Here is an 11,707-nt window from a genome sequence, read left to right as displayed (position 1 = left end):
CCTCCTGAAATAGTCCTGCTAGATGTCCCGAGTGGGTGCACACTGCACTCAATCGGGCTGAGTGCACCGCACTCAAGCCTGCGCCGACCAACCCTAACCTGTCAACCAGACTTGAGCCTAGTTCACTCAACTGTCGAATCGGTCAACGGACCGCCTCGCGAGTTTGTTCCCTGGGCGTAGCGTCGATGTCGATGTGTCAGTACTGCGGCTGCCGCGACATGCCGCTCATCCGCGACTACATCTCCGAGCACGCCCACGTGCTCAACCTGGGCGGCGAGGCCGTCCGGGGCATCGACCGCGGCGACCTCGACACAGCGCGACAGCTTCTGGCGCAGCTGGCCGAGGAGCTGAGCACCCACTGGCGCGGCGAGGAGAACGGCCTGTTCAAGCCCCTCCTGCGCGTGGAGTTGTTCGCCGAGCACATCGCGCCCCTCATTCGCGAGCATCGTGAACTCGCCGACCTCCTCGCCTCCGTGGACCTGGCCCGCGAGACCGATCAGCAGGCCATCCGCGACGCCGTCGAGGACCTCTGGGAGCACACCCGCAAGGAAGAAGACGGGATCTTCCCGGCGTCGATCACCGAATTGGACGGCGACGACTGGGATGCCGCGATCGCGGCGTGGCACGAGGCCCATCCCGGCCGGGAGATGGTCAAGTGGGGCGTGTGACGGTCGCCCGTCCCTAAGGTGGAGGAATGACCGCCGCACAACGGGAACGCGCCGCCCTCGTCGAGACCATGCGCGAGGTCGGACCCGACGCCCCCACCCTGTGTGGGGACTGGACCACCCGGGACCTCGCCGCGCACCTGGTGGTACGCGAGCGCAGGCTCGACGCCACCCCGGGGATCATGCTCCCGGCACTGGCCGGATACACCGACAAAGTGCAACGGCGGACCGCGCAGACCGACTGGGAGGAACTGCTCGACAAGGTCGCCTCCGGCCCGCCGCTGTACTCGCCGTTCAAACTGCTCGACCCGGTGGCCAACATGGGCGAGATGTACATCCATCACGAAGACGTCCGGCGCGCGCAATCCGGTTGGGAGCCAAGACCTCTGGACGACAGCACGGTCAACGCCCTGACGCGTTCGCTGCCGCTGATGGCGAAGATGACGCTGGCGAAGGCGCCCGCGCGGATGACGCTGAAGACACCGCAGGGCAAGGTGCTGGCCACGGTCGGAAAGGGTCAACCACTGACCATCGTCGGCGAAGCGCAGGAACTGCTGCTGTTCATCTCCGGTCGCGACGAAGTGCGCCTGGACTTCGACGGCGACCCGGCGACCGTCGAGGCGGTGCGCGGAAACCGTCGCGGCCTGTGATCTGTTGGTCGTATCTAAGCTGGCGTCCGTGAGCGCATCGGTGGATTTCCGGGTTTTCGTCGAACCGCAGCAGGGCGCGTCGTACGCCGACCAGCTCGCCGTCGCGCGAGCCGCCGAAGATCTGGGCTTCTCCGCGTTCTTCCGATCCGATCATCACCTGGCCATGAGCGGTGAGGGCCTGCCGGGCCCGACCGACTCCTGGGTCACGCTGGCAGGTATCGCGCGCGAGACCTCCACGATCCGGCTGGGAACGATGGTGACCTCCGCGACATTCCGATATCCGGGCCCACTTGCGATATCGGTCGCCCAGGTCGACGAGATGAGCGGGGGCCGAGTCGAATTCGGCCTCGGCGCGGGCTGGTTCGAGGCCGAACACCAGGCGTACGCGATCCCGTTCCCGTCGCTTGGCGAACGATTCGACCGGCTCACCGAACAGCTGCAGATCATCACCGGTCTGTGGACGACGCCGCAGGGTGAGACGTTCGACTACTCCGGCCGGCATTACACCGTCGTCGACTCTCCCGGCCTGCCCAAGCCCGTGCAGTCACCGCACCCGCCGGTGATCATCGGCGGCCAGGGCGCCAAGCGAACGCCGGCGCTAGCGGCGAAATACGCCACCGAGTTCAATGTCCCGTTCGTAGGACTGGACGCGGTCAAGACCCAGTTCGAGCGCGTCGCCGCGGCCGTGTCCGATGCTGGGCGTCCCGCCGATTCGATGACGTACTCCGCGGCGTTCGTGCTGTGCGCCGGCCGCGACGACGGCGAGATCGCCCGCAGGGCGGCCGCGATCGGCCGCGAGGTCGACGAGTTGCGGAGCAACTCCCCGACGGTCGGCACGGCCACCGAGATCGCCGACAAGCTGGGACCTTTCCTCCAGGCCGGCGTGCAACGCATATACCTGCAGGTTCTCGATATGTCAGACCTCGCCCACCTGGAGTTCGTCGCCCGCGAGGTGCTTCCGCAGTTTCGCTGAGCGGGCGCACACGGGCCCGCGGCCCTACGATCAGTGGCCGTGCCCGGCGGCAACAGCAACGACCACGACCGCGGTGGGGACCCGCCGCAGCCCTGGTACAACCGCACGCCGGAAGTCGTCGGCGCAAGCCTGCTCGGCCTGGTCGCGATCGGGCTCCTGGTGTTGGCGGTCTCCTTCGTTGCCGGCCGGTCCAGCGAGCCGCCCCAGGCGCCGCTGAACTACGTGGAGCCGACGTTCACCACGACCGAGACCCAGACGGCCACCACCGCGACCACCGGAACGGTCACCAGCACCAGCCCTCCCGAGACGACGGAGATCAACGACCCGCCGCCCTCGGAAACGACGACTTCCGGCAGTGAGACGACCTCGAGCAGTGAGACGACGACAACCAGCGAGCGGCCGCCCACCAGCGAGGCTGACGAGGACCGGACCACGACCCGCACGACGCGCCGACCCCGGACGAATGTGACGCGCACGCTCTATCCGTACCCCTGAGCGCCTACTATCGGTGGCCGTGGCGCGATACGGACCTCCCGACCCGAACCATCCGGACAACGAACCGACGGCGTACATCAATTACGGCGACGGCGGCCCCGGCGTGCCGCCCGAGGAGCCGGTGCCCTGGTACCGCAAGCCCGCTGCGCTGGTCGCGTTCGGCGCGATCGGTGCCCTGTTCGTCGCCCTGATCGTGTGGGGGCTGGCCAGTCTGATCAGCGGTAATGACTCCACGACCGAACCCACGTCGCTGACGCCGCTGACGACGACGGCGCGGACCACCGCACCCGCCACCACGACGGTGTCTCCCCAGACCGTGACCGAGACCATCACCGCGCCACCGGTGGCGCCCACCACCACGGAGCCGACCACCACAACGACCACCACGACGACGACCACTGCGCCGCCGACGACGACGATCATCACCACCGAAACCGAGACGGAAACGGTGACCGAGACGGTGACGGAGACGCCGGCTCCATAGTCGGTGCCGCGCAAAGGGCCGGGCAAGCTGCCGCTGCGCCGACTTCTCGTTTATCCGCCGCTTCGCCGAGAGATTTGCGATGATCACTTCGGAAATTGACGGCGTAGGAGATATCGGGGGATGGCCAGTCCGTCCAGTGAGATCGCCGATCGGTGTGGGTCGTGTGGCCATGACCTCCGCGCCGGAGCGCGCTTCTGCGACGCCTGCGGAGCCCGGGTTACCCCGCAGCAGCCCGTCGGTGAACGCAAGCAAGTAACGGTGCTGTTTGCCGACGTTGTCGCCTCGATGCAACTCGCGGCGCGGCTCGATGCCGAGCGCCTGCAAGAGATCATGCATGAGCTGTTCAACCGCGCTGGGGCGGTGGTGCAGCGCTACCAGGGAACCGTAGACAAGTTCACCGGCGACGGCTTGATGGCATTGTTCGGCGCTCCAAGGGCTCTCGAAGATCACGCACTGCGGGCCTGCATCGCAGCGCTTGAGATCCAGTTGGCAGCCCGAGAGCTCGCGACGGAAGTGCGAAATCGGGACGGCGTCGCACTGCGTCTGCGTGTCGGCCTGAATTCCGGTGATGTCATCGCTGGTGAAGTCGGTTCGGGCCCAGGCAGTTACACGGCAATCGGTCATCCCGTCGGAATGGCTCAACGAATGGAGGCGGCCGCTGCGCCGGACACCGTGTTGTGTTCTTTGTCGACGGCCCAGCTCGTCGAAGACGCAGTGCGGCTCGGCCCGCCCCATGCGATCGCGGTTAAAGGCAGCGACAAACCGGTGACCGCACGAGAGCTCCTCACCGTTGAAACCGACCAGACTGTATTGGGCCGCAACGAAGGACTGATGCTCGGCCGCCACGCCGAGCTGGATCGACTACAGAACCTCTTCGCGGCGCGACGGGGATCGCTGGTCGGAATCGTCGGCGGCCCCGGCGTCGGGAAAAGCCGGCTCATCCGGGAGTTCGGCGCGGTCGTGGCCAACGAAGGCGCCCGAGTGGTCGTCGCTCGCTGCGAAGCACACACCACACAGCTCGCGTTCCGTGCAGTGACGCGGTTGCTGCGCGCCATGTTCGACGTCGAGGCACAGAGTGATGCCGACGCTCGCAAGCACATTCTGGCGACGTGCGCGGGACTCGAGCCTGATTCGATGGACGCACAAATACTTTTCGACGCGGTAGGGATCTCGGACCCCAAAGCAACTGTTCTGCACATCGGTGTCGACGGACGGCGGCGAAGACTGGCCGAAGTGATGGGCTCTGCGGTGCAGGCGCATTCGGGCAGATTTCTGTTCGTTCTTGACGACGCGCACTGGATCGACGAGCCCAGCGACGCTATCCTCGCTGATTTCGCTGGCAGACTCGCGGAAACGACGTCGATGTTGGTGACAACCTACCGTCCCGAGTTCCATGGTGCGTTACACCGCCATTCTCAGCACAAGCTGACACTGGAGCCGCTGACGAAGTCGAAATCTTTGGAGCTGCTAGGCCAGCTTCTGGGCACTGACCCGTCGCTTGCGGGTGTCGCGAAGCGGATCGCCGACGCAGCGGCCGGTTACCCGTTCTTCATAGAGGAAATCGTTCGTGACCTCGCCGGTCGCGGGGCACTGACCGGAAACCGGGGAAGTTATCGCCTGATCGCGGATACCGGCAAAATATCCGTTCCTGCAACGGTTCAGGCCGTGCTCGCGGCTCGAATCGACCGCTTGTCCGCCGACGCCAAGGCGATTCTGAATTCGGCGGCCGTGATCGGTGGCCGGTTCGACATCGACACCCTCCGGGTACTGCGCGCAGATGCGGTAACACCGGGCTTGGCTGAGCTGGTGGCTGCCGAAATGATCGACCAGACGGAATTCGTTCCGCAGCAACGCTATTGTTTCCACCATCCGCTGGTGCGCGCGGTCGCCTACGACTCGCAGCTGAGCGCAACCCGCTGCCGAGCGCATCGTCGACTTGCGGCCGCCATCGAAGCACGCGACCCAAGTGCCGCCGACGAAAATGCGGCACTGATCGCGACCCATTTCGAAGCGGCGGGCGAGTTCTCGAGTGCGTATCAGTGGCATATGCGAGCGTCGGAATGGCTCCGGCCGCGGGATCTGGCAGCGGCACGGATGGGATGGGAGAACGCGCGTCGCATCGCAGATCGACTGCCCGACAACGACAGTGACGTCATAGCAATGCGCGTCGCGCCCCGGACGATGCTGATGTCGACACTACTGTACGTCGGCGATGCCTCCGATACCGATGAGCGGTATGAAGACTTTCGTGATCTGGCGATGGCGGAGGGCGACCTGAAGTCGCTCGCTCTCGGTACGGCCGGGCGGATGTTCTCGCTGACGGTCAACGACTTCCGCGTCTCTGATGCAGCGGCGATGTTGCCACACCTGGATGCATTAGCATCCAGTGTCGAGCTCGATGCCGCGACGCGTGGAATCATATTGAACGCAATAGCCTTTACCCAATTCGCAAGTTGCGAGTTCGATGCTGCTCTGCAAACAGTCACCGAAATCGTCAACCTCCTACCAGACGCGCCGGCCGTTGAAGTCGCCCCCGCCGTAGCACTTCGTGGGGTGATCGAGGCGTGTCTAGGTGAGTCCGAGACGGGCCGACGGCACCTCGAAGAAGGGTATCGGCAAGCGCGCTCGCTGCCTCCCATGAACTATGCGTCGGTGCAGGTTTATCGGGCGGTCATGGTGACGCTCGGCCTCTGCGAAGCAGGCCATTTGGTTGATAACACACATGATGCGCTCAGTCGCGCGAAGGCGTTCGGGGATGCCTGCGGCATCGTCATCGCGCAATGGACCTACGGCACGGTATTGCTGCGCGCGGGCGAGGAACACCGCGGGAAGGCAATAGATGCGCTCCGCAAAGCGCGGGCGGGCATCAACAAGTACCGGGTTGCGGTAGTCGGATTGACCACGATCGGCAGAGATCTCGCCATGGATGCCGCGGGGCAGGGGAAACTGGACCAAGCGATCAGTGAGCTCCGAGTTGTCCGGGCGCAGAGCAAAGGGTGTTCACCGGTTTTCGGTGTAGTCGCGCAAGAAGCTCTAGTCGAGCTCCTGGTCGAGCGAGGAACAGCAGATGACCTCGCCGAGGCACATCGAATCGTCGCTCAGTGGTACGACGAACGCCCCGGTGCGCCTGCTCTCGATTTGTGGTGGATGAAGTCGCGCACCCTACTGGCGAAGGTCGAAGACCGCTCGGCTGACTACGTGGATCTCGCGGGCCGGTACCTCGAGTTGTGCGAAACGTTAGACGCGCGAGGCAGACTGGCAGAAGCACAGCGGTTAGCGGGCGAATCGACTACGCGGGCTGAGACGGTGTAGAGATGGCCACAATCTTGGCATACACATCCCCCGCGCTGGGGCACATGATGCCGATCAGCGCACTCTGCATTGAGTTGTCGCGCCGCGGCCACACCATCCATCTCCGCACGCTGTCCAACGTGGTTCACATGGCTACACGTCTGGGTTTCGACACCGCCCCGATCGACCCCCGCATCGAGAGCATCCCGCTCGGCGACGGCGACACGACCGATCCTCGCCGAGCCCTACAGGTCAGTGTCGCGGCCTTCGGTCGACGCGCCGCGCACGAAGTCACCGACCTCGCCGCCGCGGTCGATGGCGTCAAGCCCGACGCGCTACTGATCGATGTGAATTGCTGGGGGGCGCGCTCGGCAGCCGAGGCCGGTGAAATCTCATGGGCGTGCTTCTCGCCGTACACACCGCCTATGCGGTCCCGCGGAGTGCCGCCCTTCGGGTTAGGCCTCAAACCGATGCAAGGAATCGTCGGCCGGGCGCGTGATTCGGTGATAGAAGCAGTAGTCACTAAATCCATCGAAAAGGTGATGCTGCCGTCGATCAACAGCATCCGTGCCGATGTAGGCCTACCACCGGTGACGACGACCGACGAGTACCTGCGTCGGGCACCGCTGATGTTTGTCGCCTCTGGCAAGCCGTTCCAGTATGAGCAGACCGATTGGGGTGAAGCGGTCCACATGATCGGGCCCTGCGCACTCGACCCTGCCCCGGACGCCAGTGCCGACTGGACGGAGTCGATCGACCAGCCGCTAATCCTCGTCGCGACGTCGTCGGAAGCGCAGGCCGACACCGACCTCGTTGCGACAGCTCTTGTGGCGTTAGCCGATGAGCCGGTGCATGTGGTGGCTACCGTCCCGACTGGACCGCCGAAGAACATGAGCATTCCGCCGAACGCGACGGTGTGCGGAATGGTCCCTCACAAAGCAGTCCTGGACCGAGCCGTGTGCGCAATCACGCACGGCGGAATGGGTGTGACACAGAAGGCACTCCAGCACGGCGTACCGGTGTGCGCAGTGCCCTTCGGACGCGATCAGTTCGAGGTTGCAAGGCGCGTCGAAGTGGCGAGATGCGGCACGCGACTGCCCGCGAAGAAGTTGTCAGCAGCACGGCTCCGCCTCAAAGTTCGCGAAGCCATGGCGATGACCGCCGGTGCCAAGCGGGTCGCAGCGGGATTCGCGGCCACCGGGGGAACATCGTTCGGCGCCGACCTGTTCGAGCAACGAATACTCGGCGGCTCCGGTCGTTGACGCTCTCACCGCCCGCGCGCGGCGTAACCGGCCACCAACGCCTCTGCGCTGCGGACCGCCGCCCGGCACGCCCTGGTGGTGAACGGGTCGTTCAACGGATGTTCCGCGCGCCTGCGCCAGCGCTGTGCGGCCGCGAACGCCGCGCGCGGCCCGTCGTACGGGTTGTCCGGCTGCAGTCCGAGCCTGCTGGCCGCGTCGGTACCCGAACCGCCGATCATCCGGCGCAGCGAGGCCATCTCGTCGTCGTTCAAGGTCGTTGGCCGCGAACGTAACTGGCTCAGTAGTCGGAGCTCTTCGAACGCGTGCGTGTCCGCGAGCAGCGGGTCGATATCGGCCAGTATGTAGGGCGTCGCGTAGATCGGGTTGGCCTGCACGAACTGCCGTAGCGACAGCAACGCCGTGTGCGCCTTGAGCAGATCCGACCGCTGCCCGAACTGCTGATCGATGACCTCCCGCAACGCCACCAGTCCGCTGCGCTCCAACAATTCGTCGGCCAGCGCCACCGAATCGCTGACACCGGCGCGCAGCACCGCGATCGAAATGCGGATCCCGAACATGCCGAACCGGTCCAGCAGTGCCGCCCGCGTCGCCGCATCCACCGGCAACTGGCTGTCGTCGCGCACGAAGCGGTCCACCGACAGCATCGCCTTGGTCAGCTCGGCGGCGTCCACCCCGGCCAACTTCTCCAGCGCGACGAACTCGCTCTGCCGCAGCGTGCGTGCCGTCAACGCCAGCAGGCCGGACACCGGAACCACCGCCTGACACGTCCCGGTCCGCTCCATCTCGGCGGTGAACCGCGTCGCGACGTCCTTGGCCGACAGCATCGCATCGATGCGGCCTGCCCCGATCTCGTCGGCGCGAGAGGCCACGCCGATCACGCCCAACGCGCCCGCGGAACCGCCGACCAGCTCGCCGATCTGCTTGAGCAGCGCGATATCGGCGGCGTTCAGCGTCCGCAACAGAAAGACCACCGCATCGACCCTTGGCACCCCGTCCCCGGGTACGAGCAGGCGCAGAGTGCGCTCCGAGACATCGCGGGACAACGACGACGTACCCGGAGTGTCGATGATCGTGGTGTCGATCAGCTCGGCCGCCGGCCACTCCACATCGAGGTCGACGATGTCCTCGGGGTCGAGCGTGGCGAAGTCGAACGTCAGCCCGCCCTCGTTGGGATCGCGCCCGATCGGCACGTTGGATCGCCTGCCGCCGCGATGATTCGCGGTCACCTTCGGTGTGGGACCGTGCCGGAACCACGTCACGATCCGGGTGGCCTCAGTGGCGTCGGTCGGCGCAATGTCCTCGCCCACAAGCGCATTCACCAACGTAGACTTGCCCGCCTTGAGCGTGCCGGCCAGCGCGATCCGGATCGGCTGGTTGAGCCGACCGCCGATACGTTCGAGCTCGTTGTGCACATCGGGGCGATGAGCATATGCAGGATCGGCGTGGTACGCCTGGATGGTTCCACCCAGGATCGCGCGTACCTGGTCGCTCGTGCTCATCTCGCGCTGCCCACCAATGCTCCTGGCTGCCCTCCGGCGTTCGGCGATGGCCAAGAGTCCAGCTTAGGCACCGCCGCGGCTACGTGGTCCCGACGGGTTCAGGCACGGATTCGGGTGGCATCAGTTTGGTGGCGTGCTCGGTGACCTGATTGAGGATGTTCAGCTGGCGCTCGAGTTCCTTGATCCGGCCGCTGCGTTCGGCCTCCTGCACCTGCGCGGCGGCGATGGTCGCCTGCAGCGACTCGTTGAGTGATCGAGAGGTCTGGTTGGCGATGCCGCGGTAGTGGTCGCGCAGCTGCCGCTGGATCGCCTTGAGCCGGTCGCGCGATTCCTTGCCGACCGCGAACTGCGTGTCGTCAAGGAAGCGGCGGGTGTTGGTCTTGGCTTCGTTGCGGACCCGCAACATCCGATTCTCCATGTTCTCGCGGTACGCGGTGCGCCCCATCAGCAGACCCGCACCCAGGGAAATCGGGTTGAACATGCCCAGACCCGCGAACGACGTCATCATGCCGAACATCAGAACGCCGCCGTACGAGCCCTGCATCCCCATGGTCAGCTTGCGCCCCGCACGGACCGGCCTGGCCTCCAGCTTGCCCACAGACTTCATCTCCCCGAGGCTGGCGCCCATCCGGCTGGGGTCGAGCTGGGGCATGCTGACCGCGTCGAGGCCCGCCTCGACGAACGTGCGCGCGACGTCTGCGGCCAGCGCCTCGGCTCGTTGGTACGCCCAGACGAAGTTGTCGCCCACGGCCGTGGCGACCGCGTTCTCGAGTTCGGCTCCGATTTCGGCCCAGTGATGCGTCGGGTCGCAGGTGTCGATGACCTTCTCGATGTGTTGGCCGATGATGCGGAACCGCCCGCGCAGGTCGTGGTCGACATCGGCGGTCAGATCGGCGATCCCGTCGTTGAGTACCTGCTGCCACAATGCTGTCTGCTGCAACGCATCCTGGGCCTCCTGCTTGCGCCGTTCGAGGTCCTCCTTGAGCCGATCCCGCGTGTCGGGGTCGTTGAGTGCGGACAGCTCGGCCTTGACCTTGAGCGTCAAATGTTCGGCAGCCGAATAGATCTCGTTGACGACATGGTCGCGGATCCGGCCGTTCTGCAGCGCCAGCACCTGCTCACTCAGGAACTTCACGATGGCCGGGAAGTTCGACTCTTCGTTGAGTTCCTTGTCGTTGAGCGCGATCGCGTGGCTGCGCAGCAGCGAGGAGGCCGGGATCATCGGGACGGTGACACCCGCGCGTTGCAGGTGTGCCTTGTTGGCCTCGACGATCTGGCGCCAGTGCGGGTAGAGATCGGTCTTGGTCGCGACTATCGTGGCGACAGGGCAGATCTCGAAGGCCTGCCGCATGAACGTCATCTCGGGTTCGGTGAACTCCTGGCTGGTGTCACTGCACATCAGCAAGGCATCGGCGTCGGGCAGCAGGCCCAGCGTCGCCGACAGATGTGGTTGACCGTGCCCGCCGACGCCGGGGGTGTCGACGAACGCGAGCCCGTTCTTGAGCAGCGGGCTGGCCGCGGTCACCTCGACCCGGATCACCTCACGCCCGTGGGCTTGCGGCGCCCGGCGCAGATCGTTTTTGATGTCGGCCATCGAGATCTCGACGGCCTCGGGTTCCTCGCCCTCGCCGCGCGCCACGATCAGCTTGGCGGCGGCGGTCTCGCCGTAGGTCACCACGGTCGGCAGCACCGTGCTCTCGTCGTCACCGACCCGCGAGACAGGAACGTTCAGCAGCGAGTTCAACAGCTGGCTCTTGCCTTGTTTGAGCTGTCCGGCGATCACCACCCGGATCTGCGGGTCGGTGATGCGGTCCTTGGCCTTGGCCAACCGCTCGACCAGATCAGCGCGATCGTTGGCGTCGGCGATCCTGCTGGTGTGGTCGATCAGCTCGACGATGACCCTTGTTTGTTTGGCCGGCTCGCCGGCCGAAGTCTGTTTGGCCGGCTCGCCGGCCTTTGTTTGTCTGGCCGGTCGTGGGTCGTTGCCTTGGGTCATGAAGTCCTCGCGTCCGGGTGGGCCGGTGAGTCAACGGTAGACGTGCCGACTGGCGGGGATCGTGGTTTGATCCCCGCCAGCGGCGTTGTGTGGTTGGGCTCAGAACAGGCCGGTGTCGACAGTGGTGTCCACATCGACATCGGTGTTGACCTGACCGGAGTTGTCAGTCGAATTGTCTTGTCCGGAGTTGTCGACCGAGTTGTCGACCGAGTTGTCCACCGAGTTGTCCTCGATGCTCGACCCGCCCGAGATGCCGCCGGTCACACTGCCGTCGATATCGCCGACATTGGTCTGGTTGCCATCGACATTGGTGGTGGTCGTGTCGTTGTCGTTGATCACGATCCCGCCACCCGAGCCGCCGGCCCCACCGGTGGCGTTGCCGCCGTCGTTGC

Annotated in this window: 9 protein-coding genes and 1 pseudogene; 7 read left to right on the top strand and 3 right to left on the bottom strand. The window is 65.5% G+C overall.

The annotated features are described in order from the left end of the window. The first annotated feature begins 191 nt into the window (after positions 1-191). The 7 genes from CEX88_RS20455 (at position 192) to CEX88_RS20425 (ending at position 7,820) form a co-directional block, all read left to right on the top strand. Positions 192-668 (top strand): hemerythrin domain-containing protein, encoded by a 477-nt coding sequence (locus CEX88_RS20455; protein WP_066841856.1) that lies wholly within the window; start codon positions 192-194, stop codon positions 666-668. A 26-nt stretch (positions 669-694) separates the two neighbouring features. After that, entirely contained in the window at positions 695-1,315 is a 621-nt protein-coding gene (locus CEX88_RS20450) for a TIGR03085 family metal-binding protein (protein WP_064399841.1), read from the top strand. A 40-nt stretch (positions 1,316-1,355) separates the two neighbouring features. Then, a complete protein-coding gene (locus tag CEX88_RS20445) occupies positions 1,356-2,288 on the top strand; it encodes an LLM class F420-dependent oxidoreductase (RefSeq protein WP_094294877.1) in 933 nt (310 codons plus the stop codon). A gap of 39 nt (positions 2,289-2,327) precedes the next feature. Continuing rightward, a complete protein-coding gene (locus CEX88_RS20440) occupies positions 2,328-2,783 on the top strand; it encodes a hypothetical protein (RefSeq protein WP_094294924.1) in 456 nt (151 codons plus the stop codon). 19 nt (positions 2,784-2,802) lie between these two features. Continuing rightward, positions 2,803-3,267, top strand: coding sequence for a hypothetical protein (locus tag CEX88_RS20435; RefSeq protein WP_094294876.1), 465 nt, complete (start codon positions 2,803-2,805; stop codon positions 3,265-3,267). Between the two features lie 120 nt (positions 3,268-3,387). After that, positions 3,388-6,579, top strand: a complete 3,192-nt coding sequence (locus CEX88_RS20430; RefSeq protein WP_094294875.1) for an ATP-binding protein — start codon at positions 3,388-3,390, stop codon at positions 6,577-6,579. 2 nt (positions 6,580-6,581) lie between these two features. Next, positions 6,582-7,820 carry a glycosyltransferase gene (locus tag CEX88_RS20425; RefSeq protein WP_094294874.1) on the top strand — a complete coding sequence of 413 codons (1,239 nt, stop codon included), beginning with the start codon at positions 6,582-6,584 and terminating at the stop codon, positions 7,818-7,820. A gap of 5 nt (positions 7,821-7,825) precedes the next feature. Here CEX88_RS20425 and CEX88_RS20420 read toward each other — a convergent pair whose 3' ends face one another. The 3 genes and pseudogenes from CEX88_RS20420 to CEX88_RS26125 form a co-directional block, all read right to left on the bottom strand. Continuing rightward, positions 7,826-9,319, bottom strand: a complete 1,494-nt coding sequence (locus CEX88_RS20420) for a dynamin-like GTPase family protein (protein ID WP_094294873.1) — start codon at positions 9,317-9,319, stop codon at positions 7,826-7,828. Positions 9,320-9,398: 79 nt separating this feature from the next. Next, entirely contained in the window at positions 9,399-11,315 is a 1,917-nt protein-coding gene (locus CEX88_RS20415; RefSeq protein WP_094294872.1) for a dynamin family protein, read from the bottom strand. Between the two features lie 99 nt (positions 11,316-11,414). After that, positions 11,415-11,707 (bottom strand): annotated as a pseudogene (locus tag CEX88_RS26125) (IniB N-terminal domain-containing protein); the annotation flags it as partial.

It is taken from the genome of Mycobacterium neumannii (assembly GCF_002245615.1).
In the GTDB taxonomy this organism is placed as follows: Bacteria; Actinomycetota; Actinomycetes; order Mycobacteriales; family Mycobacteriaceae; genus Mycobacterium; species Mycobacterium neumannii_A.
This window is presented reverse-complemented; position numbering and strand designations above follow the sequence as displayed.

Coding starts and splice junctions, on each gene's coding strand:
- CEX88_RS20455 (WP_066841856.1), top strand. CDS start 192: ATGTGTCAGTACTGCGGCTGCCGCGACATGCCGCTCATCCGCGACTAC.
- CEX88_RS20450 (WP_064399841.1), top strand. CDS start 695: ATGACCGCCGCACAACGGGAACGCGCCGCCCTCGTCGAGACCATGCGC.
- CEX88_RS20430 (WP_094294875.1), top strand. CDS start 3,388: ATGGCCAGTCCGTCCAGTGAGATCGCCGATCGGTGTGGGTCGTGTGGC.
- CEX88_RS20425 (WP_094294874.1), top strand. CDS start 6,582: ATGGCCACAATCTTGGCATACACATCCCCCGCGCTGGGGCACATGATG.
- CEX88_RS20420 (WP_094294873.1), bottom strand. CDS start 9,319: ATGAGCACGAGCGACCAGGTACGCGCGATCCTGGGTGGAACCATCCAG.
- CEX88_RS20415 (WP_094294872.1), bottom strand. CDS start 11,315: ATGACCCAAGGCAACGACCCACGACCGGCCAGACAAACAAAGGCCGGC.